Genomic DNA, 23921 nt, shown 5'->3' with positions numbered 1-23921 from the left:
GTGGCGACCGTGAGCACGCACGTGACCCGACGGCGCACCGACCCCGAGCGCTTCGACCTCTACACCCGGGGCTCGCTCTACCTCCTCCTCGCCATGACGCCGCTCCTGGGCGCCGCGGCGGCGAGCGAGGCGAGCGGGCGGCCGGGTGCCGTCGTCACGTTCCTCCTCGGCGTCGTCGTCGAGGCCGGCGTCGCGATCGGAGTGACCTCCGCGGCGCTGCGGCAGTTCCTCGGCGGGACACGCGTGGCGCGCGGTTGGTACGTCGCGCTGGGGGTGAGCGCCGGCACCGTCGCGGTGGCCGCCGCCGTCGCGCTTCCTTACGCGGACGGCCTGGGCGGGCGCGCCGGCGGGCTGCTCATCGCACTGGGGGTGCCGGTCATCGCGCTCGCGCCGGTGGTGCGCACGAGGGCGCTCGGGCTCGGCACTCTCGTCGTGGCCGTCATCGTCGTCCTCTCCTACTCGTTGCCGGACCCCGGCGGGGCCGTGCCGGACACGCAGCACCCCCTGCCTGCCGCGATGAGCACCGCCCTCGTCGTCGGGGGGATGGCCGCGAGCTTCCGCGTCTCGGCGTGGATGCTCGGGGTCGTGTGGGAGCAGGAGCGCACGCGCGCCGTCCACGCACGCCTCGCGGTCGCCGAGGAGCGGCTGCGCTTCTCCCGCGACCTCCACGACGTCGTCGGGCGCACCCTGTCCGCCGTCGCCCTCAAGAGCGAGCTGGCCGCCGAGCTCGCGCGCCGCGGCCAGGACGGCGCCGTCGACCAGATGCTCGAGGTGCGCGAGCTCGCCCAGGACTCGCTCAAGGAGGTCCGCGCCGTCGTCGCCGGGTACCGCACCGCGGACCTCGCCGCCGAGCTCGCCGGCGCCCGCTCGGTCCTGCGCTCGGCCGGGGTGCGCACCCGCGTGCTCGGCGAAGGCGCCGACGTGCCTGACGCGGCGCAGAAGGCGCTCGCGTGGGTCGTGCGCGAGGCCGCGACGAACATCGTGCGCCACTCGAGCGCGACGACGTGCACGATCGACCTCGTCGTCGCGGACGGCGCCGCCCGGCTCACGGTGACGAACGACGGCGTCGAGAGGCGCCGGCGCGGCGTCGGCGGGTCCGGCCTCACGGGGCTCGCCGAACGGCTCGCCGCGCACGGCGGCACCCTCGAGACAGCGGCCGAGGGCGCCTCGTTCACCCTCACCGCGTGCGTCCCGCTGAGCGCCGGGAACGCGGACGCCCGCACGGACCGCTCCACGCGCGGGGGTGCCGGTGGATCCTCACCAGGCGACCCGGCGCACGCGAGGATGGACCCGTGACGATCCGCATCCTCCTCGCCGACGACGAGAACCTCATCCGTGACGCGCTCGCCGGGCTCCTCGCCCTCGAGGAGGACTTCGACGTCGTCGCCCAGGCCGCCTCGGGGGCCGAGGCGCTCGCGGCCGGGCGCAAGCACGCACCCGACGTCGCCGTCCTCGACCTCCAGATGCCCGACGGCGACGGGATCGTCACGGCACAACGCCTCGCCGAGCAGGTACCCGGCTGCCGCACGATCATCGTCACGAGCCACGGGCGCCCCGGTTACCTCAAGAAGGCCCTCGCCGCCGGCGTCGCCGGCTTCCTGCCGAAGACGGTCTCGGCGCGTGTCCTCGCCGACGTCGTCCGGCAGGTCCACGGCGGTGGGCGCTACGTCGACCCCGAGCTCGCCGCGGAGGCGATCGGGGCCGGCGACAGCCCGCTCACCGCGCGTGAGGCGGACGTCCTCGAGCTCGCCGCGGACGGGCGCCCCGTGGAGGAGATCGCTGCCCGGGCCCACCTGAGCCCCGGGACCGTGCGCAACTACCTCTCCTCCGCGGCCGGGAAGATGGGCGCGGCCAACCGCCACGAGGCGGTGCGGGTGGCCCGTCGGCACGGTTGGATCTGAGCCGGGCGGCTAGCATCCATCCGGTGACCCCGACGACCTTCCCCCGCTCCTACCGTGCCGTCGCGGCGGTGCTGCGCCCGCTGCTCATGGTGACGACGCGCCGGCACTGGCGAGGGGCAGAGCACCTGCCCGTGGGCGGGTTCATCGCGGCGGGCAACCACCTGACGAACGTCGACCCGCTGACGTTCGCGCACTTTCTCTACGACAACGGCCGCGCGCCGAAGATCCTCGCGAAGCACTCGCTGTTCGCGGTGCCCTTCCTCGGCTGGGTGCTGCGCAAGACCGGCCAGATCCCCGTGCAGCGCGGCTCCGCCCGCGCCGGGGACTCTCTCGGGCCGGCGATCGCCGCGCTGGATGCGGGGGAGTGCGTGGCCGTCTTCCCCGAGGGGACGCTCACGAGGGACCCTGACCTGTGGCCGATGGAGGCGAAGACGGGCGTCGCGCGGCTTGCCCTGTCGACGCGCGTGCCCGTCGTCCCCATCGCCCAGTGGGGGATGCAGGACCTCATGGGCCGGTACTCCGCCGTGCTCAAGCCGTTCCCTCCCAAGGACGTCCACGTCGTCGCGGGACCGCCGGTCGACCTCAGCGACCTCTACGACCGGCCGCAGGACTCTGCGGCGCTGCGTGAGGCGACCTCGCGCGTCATGGCCGCGATCACCGCGCTCCTCGCGGAGATCCGTCAGGAGGAGCCGCCGGCCCGCACGTGGGACATCCGCCGCGACGGCGACCCCCACGCGGTCGCGAAGGCGGCCAAGGCGGCGCGCAAGGGCCGACGGCGCACGACGGACGGGGGGCAGGCATGAGCGGCGCGAGCACCGCTGCCGTCCTCGGGACGGGAAGCTGGGGGACGACCTTCGCCGCCGTCCTCGCCGACGCCGGCACGAGCGTGCGGATGTGGGGCCGCTCGGCCGAGATCTGCGCCGAGATCGACGAGCGCGCGACGAACGAGCGCTACCTGCCCGGCCTCGCGCTGCCGGCGGGGATCAGTGCGAGCACCGACCTCGACGCCGTCGTCGAGGGCGTCGACCTCCTCGCCGTGGCCCTGCCCTCGCAGAGCGTGCGCACGGTCCTCGCCCCGCTCGCCGGGCGCCTGCCGGAGAGCACGGTCGTCGTCTCGCTCATGAAGGGCATCGAGCTCGGCACGCAGGAGCGGATGAGCGAGGTCCTCGCCGACGTCCTCGGCGTGCCGGCCGAGCGCGTCGCCGTCGTCTCCGGTCCCAACCTCGCCCGCGAGATCGCCGTCCACCAGCCGACGGCGACCGTCGTCGCCTCGGCCGACGCGGAGACGGCGACGTTCGTCGCCCACGCGTGCGCCAACAGCTACTTCCGCCCGTACACGAACACCGACGTCGTCGGCGTCGAGCTCGGCGGAGCGGTCAAGAACGTCATCGCGCTCGCCGTCGGCATGGCGCAGGGCTCGGGCTTCGGGGACAACACGACGGCGACGATCATCACGCGCGGGCTCGCCGAGACGACCCGGCTCGGGACGGCGCTCGGTGCCCAGGCCGAGACCCTTGCCGGCCTCGCCGGGCTCGGGGACCTCGTCGCCACGTGCGCCTCGACGCTGTCGCGGAACAACACGCTCGGGCGGCACGTCGGGGAGGGCATGACCCTCGAGGAGGCGATCGTCGCGACGGGCGGGACCGCCGAGGGCGTCAAGTCCTGCCGGGCCGTCCTCGAGCTCGCTGGGCGGCACGGCGTCGACATGCCCATCACCCAGGCCGTCGCCGCTGTCCTCCACGAGGGGCTGCCCCTCGCGGCCATGACGGAGGCACTCCTCTCCCGCCCGCGCAAGGCCGAGGGCGCCTGAGCCGGGCCTCCGCTCACCCCCCGCGGTAGGCGTCCGCCGCCGCCCGGGCGAGACGCCGCCCGACGTCGATCGGCGCCTCCGGGTGACCGCGCAGGAACGCCGCCAGCGTCCCGTTGTAGGCGACGAGCACGTCGTCCGCCAGCGCCTGGGCGCGTGCCCCGGCGAGGGGGCGGGCGAGGTGGAGGAGCCGGTCGGTGAGCAGGGTGTTGTCCGCGGCCAGCACGTCGCTGATCTCGTCCCCGGCCTCGGGGAGCTCGGTGGCGGTGGCGAGGAAGGCGCACCAGCGCGCCGGCGTGCGCTCGCGGCCGCGGTAGGAGGCGAGGGCGTCGAAGATCGCGAGCAACCGGCCTGTGTCGTCGTCGGCCGCGACGACATGCCCGTCCCAGACCGCCTGCCAGTCCGCCAGCCGCGCCCGGAGGGCCGCGGCGACGAGGGCGTCCTTGCTGCCGAAGTGCGTGTACAGCGACGCCGCCGAGACGCCGGCCTCCTGGAGGAGCTCGTCGACCGGGGTGGCCCGGACTCCCCGCGCGAAGAGCAGGGTGTCTGCCGCCTCGAGCAGCCGAGCCCGCGCCGGACCTCGCCGAACCTGCGTCATGCGGCTAGTGTAACGATCGTTCTGCCAGAACGGTCGTTCTGATCTAGCGTAACGGCCGGTACACCATGACGGCCCGGAGGAGGTGACGTGCGAGCGCTCGTGGTCAGCGGCATGGCTCTCATCGCGGCCACCTACGGGCTGGCACGCTTCGGCTACGGGCTCTTCCTGCCCCAGTTCACCGAGGAGTTCGCCCTCGGCTCGGCCATCGCCGGGATGATCCAGGCCGGCAGCTTCCTCTCCTACTGCCTCGCGGCGGTCATCGCCTCGCGGATGCGCGCGCGCCCCCGCGCGGTCGTGGGATGGGCGGGGACGACGGCGGCCCTGGGGTCCGCAGGGGTGGCACTCGCACCGGAGGCGGTGGTCTTCGCGCTCAGCATCGTCATCGCGGGCGCCGGTGCCGGCTTCGCGACGCCGGGTCTCGTCACGCTCATCCAGCGCAACGTCGCGGCGCCACGTCAGGAAGACGCGCAGAGCGTCGTCAACGCCGGGACCGGGGCCGGGATCGTCACCGCGGGTGCCCTCGTCCTTGCCGTCAGCCAGTGGCGCGTGGGCTGGCTGATCATCGCGGCGCTCGTCACAGTGGTGACCGTCGCGACGCTGCGCTCCGACCGCACCGACCGCGCCGACCGCACCGACCGCGCTAACCGCGCGGGCGCCGAGGATCCGGCGGACCCCGGTGATTCCGCGGACCCCTCCGGTGCTGCGACCGCTTCCCAGGCGCTGCGGGCCCGCGGGCTCGCGCCCTTGGCCCGGCCGCTCGTCGCCGCGGTGCTCGCCGGTGCGTCGAGCGCCGCGGTCTGGACCTTCGGACGCTCGGCGATGGCCGACTCCCGCGGAGGTGAGGAGACGTACTCCGTCGTCGCGTGGATGGTGCTCGGCGCGTTCGCGGTCCTCGGCGCCACGTCGGCGCGGATCGTCCAGAGCTGGAGCCTGCGGGTCGCGTGGGCGCTGACGTCGTCGGTCATGGGTGCCGCGACCGTCCTCGTCGGAGTGGCACCGGGGTCCGCGGTCGCGGCGTACACGTCCGTCGCCGTGTTCGGCGCGAGCTACACCGCACTGTCCGGGGTCCTCATCGTCTGGGCCGTGCGCGTCCTTCCCCACCGCGCCGCCGAGGGGACCGTCGTCCTGTTCGTCGCCCTCGCCGTCGGTCAGGCGGCCGGATCGGTCGCGCTGGGAGCGCTGCTCGGGCTGACGTCCCCGGCCGTGGCCTTCACCGTGGCGGGGATAGCCGGGTTCGTGGCCGTGGTGCCGGCGGCATCCCGGGAACCGGTGCCCCCGGGAAGGCCGAGCGTGCCGCGGGTCGTGTGAGGCGCAGGTCCGGCTAGCGCGCCGTGACCGGTTCCTCGCTCGCGCCCTGGCGCGGGGCAACGCGTTGCCGAGCGGCCGCGGCCAGGGACACACCGAGCGCCACCCATGTCACCGCACTCGCCGAGCCCACCTCGAACACCGGAGGGAACGACAGCACCTCCGCTGGCGCCATCGCCGGCGACGGACCAACGACGAGGCCCACGGCGATCGAGACGAGCAGAGCGCCGCACATGCCGGCTGCGAACGGGCGGCCGAGCCGGTGGGAGACCCACAGCACGAGCGCGCTCACGAGGGCGGCCAGGGCGAGCGGCACCCACGGGACCTGGCCGGTCTGCTCCAGGTGGAACGCACGGGCGGAGTCCGTCACCGCCAGGACGACGAACCACACGATCCCCACGGCGGCACCCGCCACTGCCTTCGCGATCATGCGCCGGCTCGGTCGTGGGCGACGTCGACGACGAGGCGCACCGGGTCGCTCAGCGTGAAGACCCGGAAGGGGACCTGGGAGTCCAGGCCGATGAATCCCTGGGTCATCCCCTCGAACGTGCCGTCGAGGCGGACCTCCTCGACGTTCTCGGCGCCGTCCGCCTCGTACGTCGCCGGGGCGACGACGTCCTCGCCCTCGTCGGGGTAGCGGGTGCCGGTGATGACGACGGCGAGGATGGCGTCGCCGTCGACCTCGACGACGTTGCCGCTGCCGTCCTGGATCGCCTCCTCGACGTACTCCACGCGGTACCCGGGCGTGCCTGACCCCTCGAGGTCGAAGACGACCCGGTCGAACCCGTCGTGCCGGCCGATCCGGACGACCGTGGGCAGGAGGGCACCACCACCGCCGGGGAAGTCGGCCGACTGCTGGGGCTCCGACGCCAGCGCGGGCAGCTCCGTCCCGGCGCTCGGCTCGTCCGTCGCCGGAGGCAGCCTCGTCGGACCGCTGGTCGTGGGCGTCGCCCCTGGCGTCGCGGACGGCGTCGGGCTCGCATCACCCGTCGTCGCGCTGTCGGTGGCCGGGGGGATCGTCGTCGGGCCGGCGGGCTCGTCCCTTCCACCCGTGCACGCGCTGAGCGCGAGGACGAGGACGGCGAGACCGGCGGTCGCGGTGCGGGCGGGCATGGCGGGCTCCTTCGGACGGCGTCACGGGCGGCGTGGCGCACGCCGCCGCTGCCATCGTCTCAGCGAAGCGAGCGAAGGGCCTCGTCGAGGTCGCGCCAAAGGTCCTCGACGTCCTCGATCCCCACCGACATCCGCAGGAGGTCGTCGGGGACCGTCGCCGCCTCCGAGGCGAACCGGCGGCGCCGCTCGAGGCTCGACTCGACGCCTCCCAGGCTCGTCGCCGGCACCCACAGCCGCACCGCCGCGACGAGCGCGTCAGCCCCGTCCCGGCCCCCGCGGGGGCGGAGCGTGAGGATGGAGCCGAACCCGTCCATCTGCGTCTTCGCCAGCTCGTGCTGGGGATGGGAGGGAAGGCCCGGGTGGCTGACGGCGACGACGTCCGGGTGGTCGGCGAGCCTGCGGGCGAGCTCGAGCGCACTCGCCTGGGAGCGCTCGACCCGCAGCGCGAGCGTGCGCAGGCCGCGCAGGGCGAGCCACGCCTCCCACGGCCCGGCGATCGCACCGCCGATGTTGCGGCGCGCGAGGACCCGCGCGTGGAGGTCGGCGTCGTCGGTGAGGACGGCTCCGAGGACGACGTCGGAGTGCCCGGCGAGGTACTTCGTCACCGAGTGGACGACGACGTCCGCCCCGAGCCCGAGCGGGCGCTGCGCCAGGGGCGTGGCGAACGTGTTGTCGACGGCGACGAGCGCGCCGACGCCGTGCGCGGCGGCGACGAGCGCGGGCAGGTCGGCGATCTCGAGCATGGGGTTCGTCGGGGTCTCGACCCACAGCATCGACGTGCGCGGTGCGCCGTCCGAGCCCGCGGTCAGGGCCGCGACGACGGCGTCGGTGTCCGTGATGTCGACCTCGATGACCTCGACCCCGCTGCGCTCGTGGAGGTGGCGGGCAGCCACGAGGGCTGCGTGGTAGCTGTGCCTCGGGATGACGAGCGACGTCCCCGGCTCGACGAGCTCGAGGACGGCGCTGATCGCCGCCATGCCGGAGGAGAACACGAGACCCGGGAGGCGGGACTGCTCGAGCCCGGCGAGGGCCTCCTCGAGCGGCAGCCACGTCTCCGTGCCGAGGCGCGTGTAGACCATCTGGCCGGGTGCGGCCTCGCCGCGACCGATGTACGTCGAGGACATGACGACGGGCGGGTTGACCGGCGCCGCCTCCTCGCGGGGCGGCCGGCCGGAGACGACGGCGAGGGTGGAGGGCTGGAGGCGCTCATGCGCGAGTTCGCTCACCGGCAAAGCCTACGGCGGGCCGGGCGGGACGCCGCGCGGGCGTCCGCCGGGGCGGTAGTCTCGCGAGCGATGAGCCCACAGACCTCGCCCGCAGCCGGCCCCTCGGACGGCGCGGAGCAGCCCCGCACCCGCGTCGCCGTCGTCTTCGGAGGCCGCAGCGGGGAGCACCCCATCAGCTGCGTCACCGCCGGCGGGGTGCTGCGCGCGATCGACCGCGAGCGGTACGACGTCGTGCCCATCGGGATCACGACCGAGGGCCAGTGGGTGCTCGTCGAGGACGGGCACGACCTGCTCTCGCTCGAGGCCGACGAGCTTCCCCACGTCGGTGCGGCGCCCGCCGAGGTGGTCCTCCCCATGGGCGACGGGGCGCGCGAGCTGCGGCTCACCGAACCCGGCAAGGTCCCCGCGGTGCTCGGCAGCGTCGACGTCGTCCTGCCGCTCCTCCACGGCCCCTTCGGCGAGGACGGGACGCTCCAGGGGATGCTCGAGATGGCGGGGCTGCCCTACGTCGGCTCCGGGGTGCTCGCCTCCGCCGTCGGCATGGACAAGCACTACATGAAGGTTGTCCTCGCCGGGCACGGGCTGCCCGTCGGTCCCTACACGGTCATCACGCCGCGGCAGTGGCGCACCGACCGCGCCGCCGCGCTCGACGCCGTCGCGGGCCTCGGCCTGCCCGTCTTCGTCAAGCCGGCCCGGGCCGGGTCCTCCCTCGGCATCACCCGCGTCGAGCGAGCCGAGGACCTCGAGGACGCCGTGGCCGAGGCGCAGCGGCACGACCCCAAGGTCATCGTCGAGGCCGCGCTCGCCGGGCGGGAGATCGAGTGCGCCGTCCTCGAGGGCCGCGGCGACGACGAGCCGCGCACGGCGCTGCCCGGGGAGATCGTCGTCGCCGACCACGCGTTCTACGACTTCGCCTCGAAGTACACGGCGGCCGAGGGCGTCCAGCTCAGCTGCCCGGCGGACCTCGCCCAGGAGACGACGGAACGGGTGCGGACCGTGGCCGCGGAGGCGTTCGAGGCGATCGGTTGTGAGGGGCTCGCCCGGGTCGACTTCTTCGTCGACGGCGACCGCCTGACGATCAACGAGATCAACACGATGCCCGGCTTCACGCCGTACTCGATGTATCCCCTCATGTGGGAGCGCACGGGCCTGAGCTACCCGGACCTCGTCGACGAGCTCATCCAGCTCGCGCTCGAGCGACCCGTCGGGCTGCGTTAGGGCTCTCCGCCCCGCCGCCAGTGGTCCTAGCCGGCCGTGACCCGCACGACGGCCCTACGCTGGCACCACAACCTGAGGGAGGCCTGCCTTGTCGACACCAACGCCGTCGTCGTCTGTCCCGCACGACCCGCACTTCGAGGACCCGGTGCTGCTGGAGGAGGACGAGACCGTTCCGCCCCGGCCGGAGGAGGAGGCCGCGGATCTGATGCGCGCCGAGCCCGACCCGCACGGCTGAGGACGCCTGTAGCCAGACCGGCGGCCGCAGCCCCGCGCCGCGGCGCGGGGCTGCGGCCTCAGTAGACGTCGGTGACGCCGACGCAGTGCCGGGACGCGGGAGCCAGCTCGACGGCGCGCGCGAGGTCGACGAGGACCCCGGTCGGCTGGTCACCGGCACGCTCGACCGGGACGACGACCTCGATGGCGGGCACCCGGCCGTAGGTGAGGAAGACCCACGTGCCCTGCCCCTGGCGGGCGTGCTCGGGCAGCGCCTCGTCGTCACCCTCGAGCGCGATCCAGTCCACCTCGGACCCGTCGGCCTCGACCGTGAGGCACCGTTCCGTCGTCGGGCCCAGGGGCTCGACGCCGCACCGCAGGGTGATGGCCGGCTCGCCCCAGGCCGCCGTCGCCTGGCTCGTGATCGAGCGGCGCTCGCCGTCCGCGAGCACGTGCGGGAGGGCCTGGAGCACCTCGCCGCACACCGGGTCCGCGGCGTCGGTCGCGGGCGGGACGTTGACCGCGGGGGCGCACCCACCGAGGAGCGTGAGACCGGCCGTGGCCACGAGCACCCGGGCCGTCGTCGTCCGCCTCGCCATGCCCACCGTCTCCTCGTCGCCTCATGAGCGTCGTCCGCGCGACGTCCGTCGCGCGCGCCCGCTGGCAGGTTAACCCCCTGCCGGGACCGGTCCCGACGGCAAGGTGCTCCGGCGGTACGGTGGCGCGATGGGTGAGGAGCGCACTGTGAGCGAGGTCTCGGAGACCGAGCTCATCGCCGCCTTCTCCCCGCTCCTGCCCCGCGGTGATCACACCCTCGTGCCGACGGGCGACGACGCCGCCGTCATCGCCGCTCCGGACGGGCGCTTCGTCGTCTCGACCGACGTCCTCGTCGAGGACCGCCACTTCCGCCGCGCGTGGGGCACCGCTGAGGACGTCGGGTGGCGGGCGGCGATGCAGAACCTCGCGGACATCGCCGCCATGGGCGCGCGGCCGGTGAGCATGGTCGTCGGGCTCGTCCTGCCGGCCGACCTGCCGGTCGACTGGGTGCTCGGCCTCGCCCGTGGGCTCGCTCAGGCGTGCGCGCCGCTCGGCGTCGGCGTCGACGGCGGTGACCTCAGCTCGGGGGAGAGCATCGTCGTCGCGGTGACCGTCCACGGCGACCTCGGCGGCCGCGAGCCGGTGCTGCGGCGCGGTGCACGCCCCGGTGACGTCGTCGCCCACGCCGGCGTGCTCGGCCACGCCGCGGCCGGGCTCGCGCTGCTCACGGCGAGCACGGGATCGGGCTGGGGGACCGAGGGGGGCGCGGGATCGGGCGGGGGGACCGAGGCGGGTGCGGGGGAGCGGCATGCCCGGCTCGTCGCGGACTTCCTCCGGCCCCGGCCGCCGCTCGCGGGCGGCCCGGCCGCCGCCGACGCCGGGGCGAGCGCGATGATGGACGTGAGCGACGGGCTGCTCCGCGACGCGGGACGGCTCGCGCGGGCCTCCGGGGTCCTCCTCGACCTCGACCCGCTCGAGACGTCGGTGCCCGACGACCTCGCCGTGCTCGAGCCGGTCGCGCACGACCTCGGGCTCTCCGCCCGGGACTGGGTCCTCACCGGCGGGGAGGACCACGGGCTCCTCGCGACGTTCCCGCGGTCGGCTGCGCTACCGCCGGGGTTCCGCCGGATCGGCGAGGTGCGCGCCGTCGGGGCAGGGGAGCCTGCCGTGCTCGTCGGCGGCCACGCGCCGACGACGGGTTCGCTGGGCTGGGACCACTTCAGCGGCGCGTGACCGACCAGTGACTGATGAGGCCCCATGGGTAACGACGTGACGACTCTGACTCGATGCTCCCCAGCGTGAAGCCCTCGGCTTGCCTGTACGCGTGAGCTCGGCGGGCTCGCTGCCAGCCGAGCCCGCGCGCATGCGAAAGGCCGCCCGACCCAGGGGTCGGACGGCCTCGCGGTGCCGGCATCCCGGCGTGGGGTCAGACGGCGCGAGTGACCTTGCCGGCCTTGAGGCAGGAGGTGCACACGTTGAGACGCTTGGGGGCGCCGTTCACGATGGTGCGCACCCGCTGGATGTTCGGGTTCCAGCGGCGGCTCGTCCGCACGTGCGAGTGCGAGACGCTCTTGCCGAAGCTGGGGTGCTTGCCGCAGACGTCGCAGGTGGCAGCCACGGTCGTTCTCCTGATCTTCTTGCCGGCAACGCGATCGGTGCGATCGCGGATGTTCGTACGGCCCTCGGCGCAGACTCCGGCGTGCGGTGCCCGCGCGGGCAACCTGAGAATGGTACCTGACCAGCGCCGCCTGGCCCAAACGAGGGGTTGATCGGCGCGACGACGGCGATCCGCAGCCCCGAGGGGCGACGACGACCGCCCGTCACCGACGCACTAGCCTGCCATCAGCCCATGCGGGGCTCGACGAGGAGAGGAGGGCGCGCGTGAACGAGGCGTTCGAGGTGCTCGACGCCGCCGCCCTGCGCGGGTGGTCCGAGCACGGGCTGCGCTCCCTCCTCGCCGTGCGCGGTCGGATCGACGCCCTCAACGTCTTCCCCGTGCCCGACTCGGACACGGGGACGAACCTCGTCCGCACGCTCGCGGGCGCCCTCTGCCACGCGAGCCGGCTCCCGGCGCACGCGGACCCCGCCGAGCTCACGGCGGCCGCGGCCCGGGGCGCGCTCTACAGCGCCCGCGGGAACTCGGGCATCATCCTCAGCCAGGCGATCCGCGGCTTCGCCAGTGCCGTCGCGGCGGGCGGGGACCTCGACGGGGCGGGCCTCGCGGACGCCCTCGCCGCCGTGGCGGCCGGGGCGCGGGCAGCCGTGGCCACCCCGGTCGAGGGGACCATCCTCACCGCCGCCGACGAGGCCGCCGCCGCGGCCCGTGACGCGCCGGCGGGCGCGTCGCTGCTCGTCGTCGCCGAGGCCGCGGCGCGCGCCGCCCAGGAGGCACTCGGGCGCACCCCCAGTCAGCTGGCCGCCCTGCGCGGGCCGGGGGTCGTCGACTCCGGGGCCGCCGGCTTCACCATCCTGCTCGCCACGCTCGCCGCCGTCCTCGCCGGGAAGAACCTCAGCCCGCGAGCCCGCGCCGACCGCGCCCGGCGGAGCCTCGACCGTGCGCGCGACGCCGCCGCGGCCGTGGCAGCGGCGTCCGCGGGCGGCTCCGGCGACGCCGGACCGGTCCCCGCCCACGGCTTCCACCCCGACGACCACGACCACGGCGCGGGGGAGTTCGAGGTCATGTACGTCCTGCGCGCCTCCGAGCCCGACGCCGACGCCCTCCGGGAGCGGCTCGGCGCCGTCGGGCACTCGGTGGCCGTCGTCGGCGGGCCGGACGGCGCAGCGGGCGGGCTCTGGCACGTCCACGTCCACGCCGACGTCCCGCTCGAGACCCTCGCGCGGATCGGCACGATGGAGCAGGTGTGTGTGCGCTCGCTGCGGGAGAGCGCGCGCGGGGACGTCGGCGTCGTCGCGTGCACGCGGGCGCCCGGCCTCGCCGCGCCGCTCGCGCGGGCCGGTGCCACGGTCGCCCTCCACCCCGACGCTGCGGGGATCGCCCGCGCCGCCGCGGACACGGGTGCGCACGAGGTCCTCGTGCTCCCGTGCGACGACGACTCCGCCCGCGTGGCCGACGACGTGTGCCCCGGTCCGGGCCGCGCGGCCGGGAGCGCGGCACGGCAGCCGTGGCGGGTGGTCGGCACGCGCACCGAGCTCGCCGTCCTCGCCGTCGCGTCCGAGTGGGTGGCCGGCCAGGGGGCCGCGGCCCAGGCAGAGCGGGCCGAACGCCTCGCGGGGCGTGCGCGGACGACCGCCCTCGACCTCCCGACCTCTGACGTGACCCACGCCGGCGGTGCCACTGCCACCGCCACCGCCGCTTCTGACGCTGAGGCCAGCGCCGTCGCGGCCGCGGTCGGCGCGCTCCTGCGGGGTGAGGACGAGGTCGTCACGGTCGTCCTCGGTGCCCGCGTCCTCGCCGAGCCCGCCCGGCGGGACGCCGTCGTCGCGGCGGTGGAGGCGGCCGTGCGGGAGGCCGCGCCCGACGCCGAGGTGCTCGTCCTCGACGGGTCCCAGGAGCGTCCGGACCTCCTCGTGGGGGCGGAGTGAACCGCACGACGAGCCGTCTGGCTGAGCCGCTCCACAGAGTCGTCGGCAAGCGCACAGGGGACGCCCTGGCGAAGATCGGGCCCCAGACCGTCGGGGACCTCCTGCGCCACTACCCCCGCCGGTACAACGAGCCCGGACGCCTCACCGACCTCGGTGACCTGCCCGCCGGCGAGAACGTCACCGTCATCGCCCGCACCAAGAGCGTCACGATCAAGCCGTCGGGTGGGAAGGTGAACTTCATCCTCACCGCGGTCATCACCGACGGCCGGCGGGACCTCGACCTCACGTTCTTCGGCAAGCACCGCGGGATCCTCGCGCACCGGGAGCACGCCCTGCGCCCCGGGCGGGTCGGCATGTTCACCGGCACGGTGGGGGAGTTCCGGGGCAAGCCCAAGCTCACGCACCCCAACTACCAGTTCCTCGAGGACGAGGAGGAGACCTCCCGCGCGCTCGAGCGGCAGAGCTGGCCGACGCCCATCTACCCGGCGAGCTCCGCCCTGCCGTCGTGGCACATCGGCGCGGCCGTCCAGACGGTCCTCGACACGCTCACCGAGGACGAGCTACCGGACCCGGTGCCCGCGTCCGTCCGGGCCGCGCGCGGCCTGCCGACGCTCCTCGAGGCGCTGCGCCTCGTCCATGAGCCGCGCACGGCCGCCGACTGGCGCGCCGGGCAGCACCGGCTGCGGTACGAGGAGGCCTTCGTCCTCCAGGCGGCGCTCGCCCAGCGGCGGGCCGAGGCGCAGGCCCAACCGGCCACTGCCCGGCCCGGCCGCCCGGGCGGGATCCTCGACGCCTTCGACGCCCGGCTCCCGTTCACCCTCACCGACGGCCAGCGGAAGGTGGGCGAGACGCTCGCGGCCGAGCTGGCCCGTACGTGGCCGATGCAGCGGATGCTCCAGGGCGAGGTGGGCTCGGGCAAGACGGTCGTCGCGCTGCGGGCGATGCTCCAGGTGGTCGACGCCGGTGGGCAGGCGGCCCTTCTCGCCCCCACCGAGGTCCTCACCGCCCAGCACGCCCGCTCCATCACGCGGATGCTCGGCCCGCTCGCCGAGGCCGGCATGCTCGGCGGGGACGCGAACGGCACACGGGTCACGCTCCTCACCGGCTCGTTGCCGGCCGCGGCGCGGCGCAAGGCGCTCCTCGCGGCCGCGTCGGGCGAGGCCGGCATCGTCATCGGCACGCACGCGCTCCTCTCCGAGGGCGTCCAGCTCGCCGACCTCGGGCTCGTCGTCGTCGACGAGCAGCACCGCTTCGGCGTCGAGCAGCGCGACGCCCTGCGCGCCAAGGCCGCGCACGCCCCGCACCTGCTCGTCATGACGGCGACGCCGATCCCGCGCACCGTCGCCATGACGATCTTCGGGGACCTCGAGATCTCCACGCTGCGCGAGATCCCCGCCGGGAGGTCCGGCGTCACGACGCACCTCGTCCCGGCGGACAAGCCGGCGTGGCTCGAGCGCGTGTGGCAGCGCACCCGCGAGCAGGTCGACGGCGGGGGCCGGGCGTACGTCGTCTGCCCCCGGATCACGTCCGCCGACGACGACGTCGAGCCGGGCACCGACCTCGCCGTCGACGCCGCACCCGACGACGGCGACGGCATTCCGGGTACGTCCGCTGGCGCGGGCGCCACGTCTGGCGACGCCGCGCCAACCACGTCGTCCGGCCCGTCCCGTCCCGCGCCCGCCCGCCCGCTCGCCGCCGTCGACGAGGTCGCCCAGATCCTGCGTTCGGTCCCCGCCCTCGCCGGGCTCCGCGTCGGGGAGCTCCACGGGCGCCTGCCGGCCGAGGAGAAGGAGGCCTCGATGGCGGCGTTCGCGGCGGGCGACGTCCCCGTGCTCGTGACGACGACGGTCGTCGAGGTCGGGGTCGACGTGCCGGAGGCGAGCGTCATGGTCATCCTCGACGCAGACCGCTTCGGGCTCTCCCAGCTGCACCAGCTGCGCGGGCGTATCGGCCGCGGCGCCCGGCCGGGCACGTGCTTCGCGGTGACGTCGGCGCCGCCGGGCAGCCCGGCGATGACCCGCCTCGAGGCCTTCGCCGGCACGACCGACGGCTTCGAGCTCGCCCAGGTGGACCTCGAGCAGCGCCGCGAGGGCGACGTCCTCGGGGCCGCCCAGTCGGGGCGCGGCAACTCCCTGCGCCTCCTGCGCGTCCTCGTCGACGCCGACCTCATCGACGAGGCGCGCGCCGACGCCCGCGCGCTCGTCACCGACGACGCGACCCTCGCCGGCTACCCCGCCCTCGCCCGCGCCATCGCCGAGCAGCTCGACCCCGAGCGCGCGGAGTTCCTCGAGCGGAGCTGAGGGGCGCCTGCGGGCGCCGACGGGCGGAACCCTAGGATGATCAGCATGCCGTTCGCTGAGGACACCGACCGCCCCGGCGTGCTCGCCCGGACCCGTGACCTCGCCGTCGGCTACGGCGGCGAGCCCGTCTGCGCCCCCGTCACCCTCACCCTCGCGGCCGGCGAGGCGCTCGCCGTCATCGGCGCCAACGGGACGGGCAAGTCGACGCTGCTGCGCACCGTCGTCGGCCTCCAGGACCCGCTCGGTGGCGAGCTCGAGGTGCTGGGAGCAGCCGTGGACCCGCGCACGGCGGCCTTCCGGGCGGACGTCGCGAGCGTCCTCGGGGACGACGCGTTCTTCCCCGCCCTCACCGTCACCGAGCACCTCCTCCTCGTCGCCTACGGCCACGGCGTCCCCGACGCCGCCGGGGTCGTCGCCGATCTCGTCGAGGAGTTCGGCCTCACCGAGCGTGCGCGGGCGCTGCCGTCGGCGCTCTCCTCCGGGCAGCGCCGCCGGGTGCTGCTCGCGGCGGCGTTCGCCCGGCCGCGCTCGCTCCTCGTCCTCGACGAGCCCGAGCAGCGCCTCGACTCCGGCATGCGCAACCAGCTCACCGACCGGCTCGTCGAGGAGCGCGAGGACGGGGGAGCGGTGCTCGTCGCGAGCCACGACCCGATCCTTGTGGCCGGCGCCGCGACGTCCGTCCTCCTCCTCGCCGACGACGAGGTCCGCCTCCTCAGCCCCGCGGAGGGCGCCGCCGCGATCGGGGCGCTGTGAGCGGCGGGGCACGCGCCGAGAGCGACGGCGCAGCTGCTGCGGACGTCCCCGCCGCCGTCCCCGCGGGGCGGTCCATGCGCCGCTGGACGCGCCGCTTCGAGCGCGCCCGCGCGACGACGTCGGCCGCCGAGGTGCTCGGTGACGTCTACACCGTCGTCCTCACCCTCGCCGTCACGGGCGCCATCGTCGCTGCGGCCGCCGCGCGGTTCGGCGCGGGCGCCGCCATGACGACGCACGAGGTCCCCGTCGCGAACCTCGCGCCCCAGTGGGTCGCCGTCCTCGCCGCCGTCGCCGCGCTCGCCGCGACCGCGGGACTGCTCGCGCGCCTCGGCCCCGTCTCGCTCAGCGGGCCGGAGTCGGCGTGGTGGCTCCCCTTGCCGGGGGACCGCCGCTCGCTCCTGGTCCCCGCCGCGCTGCGCTGGCCCGCCGTCTGCGCCCTCGCTGGCCTGCTCGGAGGAGCGGTCCTCGCGCTCGTCCTCGCGCCCGCTCCCGGTGCGGGGCCGGTCCTCGCCATGGCGGCCCTCGGTGCGGGCGCGGGCGCCGCCACCGCCGGCGCGCTCGCCGTCGGGCAGACGCTCCCGCGCTGGCGGCGGGTCCGCGCGACGGTCGCCGACACCGCCCTCGCCCTCGTGCCGGTCGCCGCCGTCGTCCTCACCCTCGTCCCGACGACGCCGCCCGGCCTCCCGCCGCTCGCCGCCCCGCTCGCCGCGGCGTGCGCAACCGGTGCCGCGCTCGCGGCCTGGGCGATGCTGCGCCGCCTTCCCCTCGTCCACGACGCCGAGCTGCGCGAGCGTGGCGCCGTCACCGGCCAGCTCCACGGCGCGGCCCTGTCGATGGACACCCGCGAGCTCGGCCGCGCGCTGAGCCAGGTGGCCACGCCGTCCCGGCGGCGGCGTTCCGCGCGCCTCGCGTGGCTGCGCGGCCGGGGCGGACGACGGCGGCCGGGGCTCGCGCTCGCCACGGCCGACGCGCTCCTCCTCGCCCGTTCGGGGCGCCACGTCGTCCAGCTCGCCGTCGGCGCGTGCCTGCCGCTCGCCGCCCTCCTCGTGCCGGAGCCCGCGCCGCTCGCCGTCGTCCTCTGCGTCACCGCGGGGGCGTGGATCGCCGCCCTTGCCACGGCGGAGGGCGCGCGGTGGGCGGAGATGGCGCCGGCCCTCGACGCTCTCCTGCCCCTGTCCGAGCGTGCCGTGCGCCGCTGGCGGCTCGCCGTGCCCGTCGCGGCCATGCTCGCCTGGTCCTTCGCCGTGTTCGCCGTCGTCGCGTGGCGCTACGGCGACCTCGGGGGCTGGCTCGCGCTCGGGGCGCTCAGCGCGCCGGTGTGGGCGGCCGGCGTCGTGCGCTCGGCCTACCGCGCGTCGCCGGACTGGTCCGGCCCCCTCATCGTCACCCCGATGGGCGCGTTCCCGCCCGGGATGGCGACGTTCGCCTCGATCGGCCCCGACGTCGCGATCCTCGGTGCCGCGCCGGTGGCCGTCGCGCTCCTCGTCGGGGAGGTCGCGCCCGCGCTCCTCGTCGCACAGGTCCTCGTCTCCGCGCTCGCCCTCGGCATCGCCGCTCGACCGCCCAAGCCGAAGCCGGGTCCGGACGCCCGCTGATCGCCCTCGTCCCGCTCCGAGAGCGAGCGCTGCAAGGAACGCAACGGAGCAGACACAGTCTGTGCAAGACCGGTGATGTCCCGGCCGGCGCTGAGCGTGGGGCGGGCAAGCGCAGGCCGGCGTGGCGGAGCGGCCGCCTCGCTGCAGCGCTGTTACCCCGACGAGGAGTGGAGCGAGCCATGTCAGGTCCGAGACGTACGGGGCTCGTGGGCGCTGCCGCTGCGGTCGCACTCCTCCTCGTCGCGTGCGGCGGGGTCGTCGGTCAGCCGGGCGACGGCGCGGTGGACGGTCCGAGAGTCGATCTCGCGGGCAGCCTGTCGGCCGAGGATGCGGCAGCTGCGGCCGAGAGCGTCAACGCCTTCGGCTTCGACCTTCACACCGGCGTCGCGCAGGACGGTGCCAACACGGTCACCTCGCCGCTGTCGGCGTCGGTGCTGCTGGCGATGGTGGCCGCCGGTGCCGGCGGCGACAACGCCGAGGAGCTGGTCAGGCTGCTGCGCCTCGACGGTCCGCAGGACACGCGGAACGCGGCACTGCTCGCCGACCTGGTCGATACCGACGACGTCACGCTGGCGATCGCGAACTCGCTCTGGGCGGCCGAGGGCTACCCGTTCGAGGACGACTACGTCTCGTTCGTGCAGGACACCTACGGGGCGACGCTCGACGAGGTCGACCTCGGCTCGCAGGACGCCGCCGACGCCATCGATGCGTGGGTCGACGAGCGCACCGAGGGGCTGATCGATGAGATCGCCGCGGACCTGGGCCTGCCCGACCCGCAGGCGGTGCTCGTCCTGCTCAACACGGTGTACTTCCTCGGTACCTGGACCACGACCTTCGACGAGGCCGCCACCCGGGAGGCGCCGTTCACGCTGGCCGACGGCGACCAGGTCGGCGTGCCCATGATGCATCGAGGCCATGCCGAGGTGGAGACCTCCGCCGGGAATGGTTTCCAGATGCTTCGGCTCCCGTACGGCGACGAGGAGCGCTTCGGCATGGAGGTGCTCCTGCCCGACGAGGACGTGGCTCTCGACGAGCTCCTCGAGGGGCTCGACGCCGGGGCCTGGCGCGAGGCGGTCGACGGCCTCCAGCCGACCACGCTCGTGGAGGTCGCGCTACCGCGCTTCGAGCTCGAGTGGGACGCGAACCTCAACGATGTTCTCCAGTCGCTCGGGATGGAGGCTGCCTTCGGCGGCGGGGACTTCACCCCGATGTCCCCGGCCGGCCCGTCCCTCGACACCGTCGTGCAGAAGACCTACATCCGGGTCGACGAGGAGGGCACCGAGGCCGCGGCCGTCACCGGAGGGGTCGTGGTCCAGTCGGCCGGACCACCGCCGTTCCGGGTCGACCGGCCCTTCGCGTTCACCGTGAGCGACCGCGAGACCGGCGCCGTGCTCTTCCTCGGCAGCGTCCACGACCCCCGCGGCTGACACGCCGTCACTGCCGCTCTCGGTGGCGAGGCCGGCAAGCCCCGGTCCATGCGCAACCGGTGACCTCGTTACGCTCACCGGATGACGAGGATCGTTGCCGGCACCGCCGGGGGGCGCGTTCTGCAGGTGCCCCGCACGGGCACCCGCCCGACGAGCGAGCGCGTGCGCGAGGCCCTGTTCTCCCGGCTCGAGCACGCAGGCGCCGTCGACGGCGCGCGGGTCCTCGACCTCTTCGCCGGCTCCGGGGCGCTCGGGCTCGAGGCGGCCAGCCGGGGGGCGCGCGCCGTCGTCCTCGTCGAGGCCGCGCGTCCGGCCGCCGAGCTGTGCCGCCGCAACGCCCGCGAGCTCGGTCTCCGTGACGTCACCGAGGTGGCTACGGCCAAGGTCCAGACCTACCTCGCGAGCACGCCCACCGAGCGGGCGGACCTCGTTCTCATCGACCCGCCGTACGAGCTTCCCGACGCTGACGTCGCCGGCATCCTCGCGGCGCTCGCGGACCGCTGGCTCGCGCCGGGCGCGACGCTCGTCCTCGAGCGCTCGCGGCGCAGCGCCGAGCCGGCGTGGCCCGCCCCGCTCGAGGGCGAGGCCAGCAAGCGCTACGGGGACACGACACTGTGGTTCGCCTCCACGCCGTCGGGCGACGGGCAGCTACCGTGAGAGGCATGCCCGAGCGCGCGCCATCCATGCGGGGACGGCGATGACCCTCGCCGTGTGCCCGGGGTCGTTCGACCCCATCACCCTCGGGCACATCGACGTCGTCCGCCGGGCCGCGACGATGTTCGACGAGGTCGTCCTCGCGGTCGCGCACAACAGCGCCAAGCGCTACCTCTTCGACCTCGACCAGCGCCTCGACCTCGCCCGCGACGCCGTCGCCGGACCGCGCGTGCGCGTCGAGCCCGTCCACGGCCTCCTCGCCCACTTCTGCCGCGACGCCGGGGCGACGGCCATCGTCAAGGGGCTGCGCGGCGGCGCGGACTTCGACGCCGAGCAGCCGATGGCGCTCATGAACCGCACGCTCAGCGGCGTCGAGACGGTGTTCGTCATCGGTGACGGCGCGCTCGCCCACGTCGCGTCCTCCCTCGTCAAGGACGTCGCGCGGCACCACGGGTCGGTGGCCGGCATGGTCACCCCCGCGGTCGAGGCCGCGCTCGCCTACGCCTTCCCCGCCGGACCGACTGCAGGAGACCCCTCATGAGCACCCCCGTGCACGCCCGCGCCACGTCCGACAAGGACGGCGGCTCGCTCATCGCCATCCTCGACGAGCTCACCGAGCTCGTCTCCCAGGCGCGCGCCATGCCGATGTCCGCCTCCGTGCTCGTCAACCGGGCCGAGGCGCTCGACCTCCTCGACGCCGCCCGCGGGGTGGTCCCCGGTGAGATCCACGCCGCCGATGGCGTCCTTCACGACGCCGACGCCGTGCTCGAGGGGGCGCGCACCCGCGCCGCAGACATCGTCGCCCGGGCAGAGGCCGAGGCGCAGCGGCTCGTCGGCGAGGCCAACGTCGTCGCCCTCGCCGAGCAGCGCGCGGCCCAGATCGTTGCCGACGCCGAGGCGAGCGCCGCCAAGCTCGCCCGGGAGGCCAACGACTACTGCGACCGCCAGCTCGCGCAGTTCGAGATCGACCTCAGCGCCGTGACGACGCAGGTGCGGGCCGGCCGGGAGCGGCTCGCGAGCCTCGGAGCCGGCCCGCGCGACGAGGGCTGAACGAGCGCCGGTGCGTTAGGATCGCCGGGCTGGTCCGGGCGCCGCGCGCCCCCCTGGGTAGCCGCAGGCACCGACGGACCGCGTCCTCGCACGGCGCCCTGCCGTGCGCCCTCTCTCGTTCGGAGCACATCGTGGACACGCGTTCTCCGCTCGTGGTCAGCACCCACGAGCTCGGCCGCCGGCCCGGCGCCATGCGCCCCCTCGCCCGCACGGTCCCGGCGCCGGCCGAGCTCGGGACCGAGGTCATCGCGATCCCCGAGGGCTCCGACATCGAGCTCGACCTGCGCCTCGAGGCTGTCATGGACGGCGTGCTCGTCTCCGGCCCCGTCCACGCGCAGGCGGCCGGCCAGTGCGTGCGCTGCCTGCGCGACCTCGACGAGGACCTGACGGTCCACCTGAGCGAGCTCTACCTCTACCCTGGCGGCCGCGCCGCCGCGAAGGCCGCCGGTGACGAGGAGGCCGAGGAGCTGCCCGAGCTCGTCGGCGACCGCCTCGACCTCGAGCCCGCGCTCGTCGACGCGCTCGTCCTCGCCCTTCCCTTCCAGCCGCTCTGCACCCCGGACTGCCCGGGCCTGTGCGCGCGGTGCGGCGAGCGGCTCGCCGACCTGCCCGCCGACCACAGCCACGAGGACCTCGACCCGCGGTGGTCGGCGCTCGGGTCCCTCCTCGCGGGCGAGGGCGACGACGCCGACGCGGTGAGCGCCGACGACGACCCCGAGCCCGCCGAGCGGGCCCCGGAGCCGGGGCGCGCGGACTGATGGCGCGGAGGAAGGACAACAAAAGGGCACAACACGAAACAGACGCGGACTGATGGCGCGGCGGCCGGCCGCCGCGGGCGCCCGCGACGACGTCGCGGTGCTCCTCGAGCGGCTCGGGCTGAGCATCGACGGCGAGCTCCTCGTCCTCGCGCTCACGCACCGGTCGTTCGCGCACGAGGCCGGCGGCATCCCGACGAACGAGCGGCTCGAGTTCCTCGGCGACTCCGTCCTCGGGATCGTCGTCACCGAGCACCTCTACCGGGCGCACCCGGAGACCCCCGAGGGTGACCTGGCGAAGATGCGCGCGGCGACCGTGAGCCAGCGCGCCCTCGCGCAGGTGGCCCGCGCGCTCGAGCTCGGCCCGTTCATCCTCCTCGGGCGCGGCGAGCTCGTCACGGGCGGGCGGGAGAAGGACTCGATCCTCTCCGACACCGTCGAGGCCCTCATCGGGGCCGCGTACCTGTGCCACGGGCTGGAGCCGACCCGCGCGATGGTCGAACGCCTCGTCGCCCCGCTCCTCGGCAACGCCGCGGCGCTCGGTGCCGGCCTCGACTGGAAGACGAGCCTGCAGGAGCTCGCCGCGGAGAACGGCCGCGCCCTGCCCGTCTACGCCGTCGTCGGGTCCGGCCCGGACCACGAGCGCAGCTTCGTCGCGCGCGTCCTCCTCGGCGCGGAGGAGTACGGCACGGGCACGGGGACGTCGAAGAAGGTCGCCGAGCAGCAGGCCGCGCAGGACGCCTACGAGCGGCTCACCGCGGAGGTCGCCGAGATCCCGGCGGCGCCGGCCGCCGACCCCGTGCCCCGTGCCGACCCGAGCGAGCGGTGAGTGCCTGAGCTCCCCGAGGTCGAGACGGTCCGGGCCGGGTTGGCCGCGCACGTCCTCGGCCGGACGGTCGCCGCGGCCCACGTCCACCACCCCAGGGCGGTCCGCCGCCACGAGGGCGGGGGAGCGGACCTCTCCGGGCGGCTGCGCGGGCGCACGCTGACGGCGGCCGTCCGGCGCGGCAAGTACCTGTGGCTCCTCCTCGACGACGGCGCCCAGGGCGCGCTGCTCGCGCACCTCGGCATGAGCGGCCAGCTCCTCGTCCAGCAGCCCGACGGCGTCCGCCGCACCGGGGCCGAGGGCGCCGGCGCGGTGGACACGGCGATCGCGCCGGCGGGCGAGCCCGTCGTCGACCTCACCGCCCGGCAGCCCCCGACGATGGTCCGCACGGTGCCCTCGACGGCGGCCCACCTGCGCGTCGAGGTCGAGATGACGGACGGCGCGGCCCTGTGGTTCGTCGACCAGCGCACCTTCGGTCACGTCCTCGTCGCCGAGCTCGCACCCACGCCCGACGGCGCGCCGGGCGGGCAGGGCAGCGAGGTCGCGGCCGTCCCCGAGCCCGTCGCGCACATCGCCCGGGACCTGCTCGACCCCGCCCTCGACCGCCGCGCCCTCGCGGCCCGGCTGCGCTCGCGCCGCACCGAGGTCAAGCGCGCCATCCTCGACCAGACCCTCGTCTCCGGGGTCGGCAACATCTACGCGGACGAGGCGCTGTGGCGGGCGCGCCTCCACCCGCGGCGCCTCGCCGCCGGCCTGTCCGCGCGGGCGACGGGCCTCCTCCTCGACTCGGCGGAGGCCGTCATGCGCGAGGCGCTCGCCGTCGGCGGGACGTCCTTCGACGCCCTCTACGTCGACGTCGAGGGGGCGAGCGGGTTCTTCGCCCGCTCCCTCGACGCCTACGGCCGGGCCGGTCAGCCGTGCCGGCGCTGCGGCGCCCTCATGCGCAAGGAGGCCTTCATGGGCCGCTCCTCGACCTTCTGCCCGCGGTGCCAGCGCCCGCCGCACGCGGTGGCCCCCTGACACCGGAGGGTGGCCGTCGGCGCGTCCGACGGGTCCCTTTCCCATGACCGTGCCCGGTCCTCGATAGGCTCGCGCCCGTG

The 23921-nt window shown here is 75.5% G+C and carries 25 protein-coding genes; 19 read left to right on the top strand and 6 right to left on the bottom strand.

The window, feature by feature from the left end:
• The first annotated feature begins 9 nt into the window (after positions 1-9).
• The 4 genes from V2J63_RS09895 (at position 10) to V2J63_RS09880 (ending at position 3711) form a co-directional block, all read left to right on the top strand.
• Complete coding sequence (locus tag V2J63_RS09895; RefSeq protein ID WP_331230873.1) at positions 10-1296, top strand: sensor histidine kinase; 1287 nt, start codon at positions 10-12, stop codon at positions 1294-1296.
• Positions 1293-1901 (top strand): response regulator transcription factor, encoded by a 609-nt coding sequence (locus tag V2J63_RS09890; RefSeq protein ID WP_331230872.1) that lies wholly within the window; start codon positions 1293-1295, stop codon positions 1899-1901. Before V2J63_RS09895 ends, V2J63_RS09890 begins: the two co-directional genes overlap by 4 nt.
• Positions 1902-1987: 86 nt before the next feature.
• Complete coding sequence (locus tag V2J63_RS09885; RefSeq protein ID WP_331230916.1) at positions 1988-2704, top strand: lysophospholipid acyltransferase family protein; 717 nt, start codon at positions 1988-1990, stop codon at positions 2702-2704.
• Positions 2701-3711, top strand: a complete 1011-nt coding sequence (locus V2J63_RS09880) for an NAD(P)H-dependent glycerol-3-phosphate dehydrogenase (RefSeq protein WP_331230871.1) — start codon at positions 2701-2703, stop codon at positions 3709-3711. The genes V2J63_RS09885 and V2J63_RS09880 overlap by 4 nt, the downstream gene beginning before the upstream one ends.
• A gap of 13 nt (positions 3712-3724) precedes the next feature.
• On the opposite strand, the gene V2J63_RS09875 is transcribed toward V2J63_RS09880, so the two are convergent.
• Positions 3725-4306 carry a TetR/AcrR family transcriptional regulator gene (locus V2J63_RS09875; protein WP_331230870.1) on the bottom strand — a complete coding sequence of 194 codons (582 nt, stop codon included), beginning with the start codon at positions 4304-4306 and terminating at the stop codon, positions 3725-3727.
• Positions 4307-4393: 87 nt separating this feature from the next.
• On the opposite strand from V2J63_RS09875, the gene V2J63_RS09870 reads away from it, so the two are divergent.
• Positions 4394-5614 carry an MFS transporter gene (locus V2J63_RS09870; protein WP_331230869.1) on the top strand — a complete coding sequence of 407 codons (1221 nt, stop codon included), beginning with the start codon at positions 4394-4396 and terminating at the stop codon, positions 5612-5614.
• Between the two features lie 13 nt (positions 5615-5627).
• On the opposite strand, the gene V2J63_RS09865 is transcribed toward V2J63_RS09870, so the two are convergent.
• The 3 genes from V2J63_RS09865 to V2J63_RS09855 are packed head-to-tail and all read right to left on the bottom strand — an operon-like array spanning position 5628 to position 7950.
• Positions 5628-6041: a hypothetical protein gene (locus V2J63_RS09865; RefSeq protein ID WP_331230868.1), complete on the bottom strand. Its 414-nt coding sequence runs from the start codon at positions 6039-6041 to the stop codon at positions 5628-5630.
• Positions 6038-6724, bottom strand: coding sequence for an AMIN-like domain-containing (lipo)protein (locus V2J63_RS09860; protein WP_331230867.1), 687 nt, complete (start codon positions 6722-6724; stop codon positions 6038-6040). Before V2J63_RS09860 ends, V2J63_RS09865 begins: the two co-directional genes overlap by 4 nt.
• 59 nt (positions 6725-6783) lie before the next feature.
• Positions 6784-7950: a trans-sulfuration enzyme family protein gene (locus V2J63_RS09855; protein WP_331230866.1), complete on the bottom strand. Its 1167-nt coding sequence runs from the start codon at positions 7948-7950 to the stop codon at positions 6784-6786.
• Positions 7951-8019: 69 nt separating this feature from the next.
• On the opposite strand from V2J63_RS09855, the gene V2J63_RS09850 reads away from it, so the two are divergent.
• Together V2J63_RS09850 and V2J63_RS09845 are read left to right on the top strand one after the other, a co-directional pair.
• The gene (locus V2J63_RS09850) at positions 8020-9168 is read left to right on the top strand and encodes a D-alanine--D-alanine ligase family protein (protein WP_331230865.1); all 1149 of its coding nucleotides are present in this window, start codon (positions 8020-8022) and stop codon (positions 9166-9168) included.
• Positions 9169-9256: 88 nt separating this feature from the next.
• Positions 9257-9403, top strand: coding sequence for a hypothetical protein (locus V2J63_RS09845; protein ID WP_331230864.1), 147 nt, complete (start codon positions 9257-9259; stop codon positions 9401-9403).
• A 58-nt stretch (positions 9404-9461) separates the two neighbouring features.
• Here the strand turns inward: V2J63_RS09845 and V2J63_RS09840 are convergent, their stop codons facing one another.
• Positions 9462-9980: a DUF3515 family protein gene (locus V2J63_RS09840; protein ID WP_331230863.1), complete on the bottom strand. Its 519-nt coding sequence runs from the start codon at positions 9978-9980 to the stop codon at positions 9462-9464.
• Between the two features lie 127 nt (positions 9981-10107).
• Here V2J63_RS09840 and V2J63_RS09835 point away from each other — a divergent pair, with 127 nt between their 5' ends.
• Positions 10108-11151 (top strand): thiamine-phosphate kinase, encoded by a 1044-nt coding sequence (locus tag V2J63_RS09835; RefSeq protein ID WP_434056309.1) that lies wholly within the window; start codon positions 10108-10110, stop codon positions 11149-11151.
• Positions 11152-11344: 193 nt separating this feature from the next.
• Here V2J63_RS09835 and rpmB read toward each other — a convergent pair whose 3' ends face one another.
• The gene (rpmB, locus tag V2J63_RS09830) at positions 11345-11536 is read right to left on the bottom strand and encodes a 50S ribosomal protein L28 (protein WP_331230861.1); all 192 of its coding nucleotides are present in this window, start codon (positions 11534-11536) and stop codon (positions 11345-11347) included.
• A 263-nt stretch (positions 11537-11799) separates the two neighbouring features.
• On the opposite strand from rpmB, the gene V2J63_RS09825 reads away from it, so the two are divergent.
• The 11 genes from V2J63_RS09825 (at position 11800) to mutM (ending at position 23841) form a co-directional block, all read left to right on the top strand.
• Complete coding sequence (locus V2J63_RS09825; RefSeq protein WP_331230860.1) at positions 11800-13461, top strand: DAK2 domain-containing protein; 1662 nt, start codon at positions 11800-11802, stop codon at positions 13459-13461.
• Positions 13458-15761, top strand: a complete 2304-nt coding sequence (locus V2J63_RS09820; protein ID WP_331230859.1) for an ATP-dependent DNA helicase RecG — start codon at positions 13458-13460, stop codon at positions 15759-15761. The genes V2J63_RS09825 and V2J63_RS09820 overlap by 4 nt, the downstream gene beginning before the upstream one ends.
• A gap of 45 nt (positions 15762-15806) precedes the next feature.
• Complete coding sequence (locus tag V2J63_RS09815) at positions 15807-16514, top strand: ABC transporter ATP-binding protein (RefSeq protein WP_331230858.1); 708 nt, start codon at positions 15807-15809, stop codon at positions 16512-16514.
• Positions 16511-18109, top strand: coding sequence for a DUF6297 family protein (locus V2J63_RS09810; RefSeq protein ID WP_331230857.1), 1599 nt, complete (start codon positions 16511-16513; stop codon positions 18107-18109). The genes V2J63_RS09815 and V2J63_RS09810 overlap by 4 nt, the downstream gene beginning before the upstream one ends.
• A 179-nt stretch (positions 18110-18288) precedes the next feature.
• The gene (locus tag V2J63_RS09805) at positions 18289-19536 is read left to right on the top strand and encodes a serpin family protein (protein WP_331230856.1); all 1248 of its coding nucleotides are present in this window, start codon (positions 18289-18291) and stop codon (positions 19534-19536) included.
• Positions 19537-19617: 81 nt separating this feature from the next.
• The gene (gene rsmD / locus V2J63_RS09800; protein WP_331230855.1) at positions 19618-20193 is read left to right on the top strand and encodes a 16S rRNA (guanine(966)-N(2))-methyltransferase RsmD; all 576 of its coding nucleotides are present in this window, start codon (positions 19618-19620) and stop codon (positions 20191-20193) included.
• A gap of 40 nt (positions 20194-20233) precedes the next feature.
• Positions 20234-20731: a pantetheine-phosphate adenylyltransferase gene (gene coaD, locus V2J63_RS09795; RefSeq protein WP_331230854.1), complete on the top strand. Its 498-nt coding sequence runs from the start codon at positions 20234-20236 to the stop codon at positions 20729-20731.
• Positions 20728-21240 (top strand): hypothetical protein, encoded by a 513-nt coding sequence (locus V2J63_RS09790; RefSeq protein WP_331230853.1) that lies wholly within the window; start codon positions 20728-20730, stop codon positions 21238-21240. Before coaD ends, V2J63_RS09790 begins: the two co-directional genes overlap by 4 nt.
• 191 nt (positions 21241-21431) lie before the next feature.
• Positions 21432-21998: a YceD family protein gene (locus tag V2J63_RS09785; RefSeq protein ID WP_491062232.1), complete on the top strand. Its 567-nt coding sequence runs from the start codon at positions 21432-21434 to the stop codon at positions 21996-21998.
• 52 nt (positions 21999-22050) lie between these two features.
• Positions 22051-22824, top strand: coding sequence for a ribonuclease III (gene rnc / locus V2J63_RS09780; protein WP_331230851.1), 774 nt, complete (start codon positions 22051-22053; stop codon positions 22822-22824).
• A complete protein-coding gene (gene mutM, locus V2J63_RS09775; RefSeq protein ID WP_331230850.1) occupies positions 22825-23841 on the top strand; it encodes a bifunctional DNA-formamidopyrimidine glycosylase/DNA-(apurinic or apyrimidinic site) lyase in 1017 nt (338 codons plus the stop codon).
• The last annotated feature ends 80 nt before the right edge of the window (positions 23842-23921 follow it).

The sequence above is a fragment of the Georgenia wangjunii genome (assembly GCF_036421975.1).
GTDB classification, from domain to species: Bacteria; Actinomycetota; Actinomycetes; order Actinomycetales; family Actinomycetaceae; genus Georgenia_A; species Georgenia_A wangjunii.
Note: the sequence above shows the minus strand (reverse complement) of the source record. Positions and strands in the feature narration are given on the sequence as shown.

Excerpts from the sequence above, each read along its gene's own strand:
- V2J63_RS09815 (WP_331230858.1), top strand. The coding sequence starts at position 15,807 with ATGCCGTTCGCTGAGGACACCGACCGCCCCGGCGTGCTCGCCCGGACC.
- rnc (WP_331230851.1), top strand. The coding sequence starts at position 22,051 with ATGGCGCGGCGGCCGGCCGCCGCGGGCGCCCGCGACGACGTCGCGGTG.
- V2J63_RS09790 (WP_331230853.1), top strand. The coding sequence starts at position 20,728 with ATGAGCACCCCCGTGCACGCCCGCGCCACGTCCGACAAGGACGGCGGC.
- V2J63_RS09860 (WP_331230867.1), bottom strand. The coding sequence starts at position 6,724 with ATGCCCGCCCGCACCGCGACCGCCGGTCTCGCCGTCCTCGTCCTCGCG.
- V2J63_RS09885 (WP_331230916.1), top strand. The coding sequence starts at position 1,988 with ATGGTGACGACGCGCCGGCACTGGCGAGGGGCAGAGCACCTGCCCGTG.
- V2J63_RS09785 (WP_491062232.1), top strand. The coding sequence starts at position 21,432 with ATGCGCCCCCTCGCCCGCACGGTCCCGGCGCCGGCCGAGCTCGGGACC.
- rsmD (WP_331230855.1), top strand. The coding sequence starts at position 19,618 with ATGACGAGGATCGTTGCCGGCACCGCCGGGGGGCGCGTTCTGCAGGTG.
- V2J63_RS09865 (WP_331230868.1), bottom strand. The coding sequence starts at position 6,041 with ATGATCGCGAAGGCAGTGGCGGGTGCCGCCGTGGGGATCGTGTGGTTC.
- V2J63_RS09880 (WP_331230871.1), top strand. The coding sequence starts at position 2,701 with ATGAGCGGCGCGAGCACCGCTGCCGTCCTCGGGACGGGAAGCTGGGGG.
- V2J63_RS09850 (WP_331230865.1), top strand. The coding sequence starts at position 8,020 with ATGAGCCCACAGACCTCGCCCGCAGCCGGCCCCTCGGACGGCGCGGAG.
- V2J63_RS09875 (WP_331230870.1), bottom strand. The coding sequence starts at position 4,306 with ATGACGCAGGTTCGGCGAGGTCCGGCGCGGGCTCGGCTGCTCGAGGCG.
- V2J63_RS09835 (WP_434056309.1), top strand. The coding sequence starts at position 10,108 with ATGGGTGAGGAGCGCACTGTGAGCGAGGTCTCGGAGACCGAGCTCATC.
- V2J63_RS09840 (WP_331230863.1), bottom strand. The coding sequence starts at position 9,980 with ATGGCGAGGCGGACGACGACGGCCCGGGTGCTCGTGGCCACGGCCGGT.
- coaD (WP_331230854.1), top strand. The coding sequence starts at position 20,234 with ATGACCCTCGCCGTGTGCCCGGGGTCGTTCGACCCCATCACCCTCGGG.
- V2J63_RS09805 (WP_331230856.1), top strand. The coding sequence starts at position 18,289 with ATGTCAGGTCCGAGACGTACGGGGCTCGTGGGCGCTGCCGCTGCGGTC.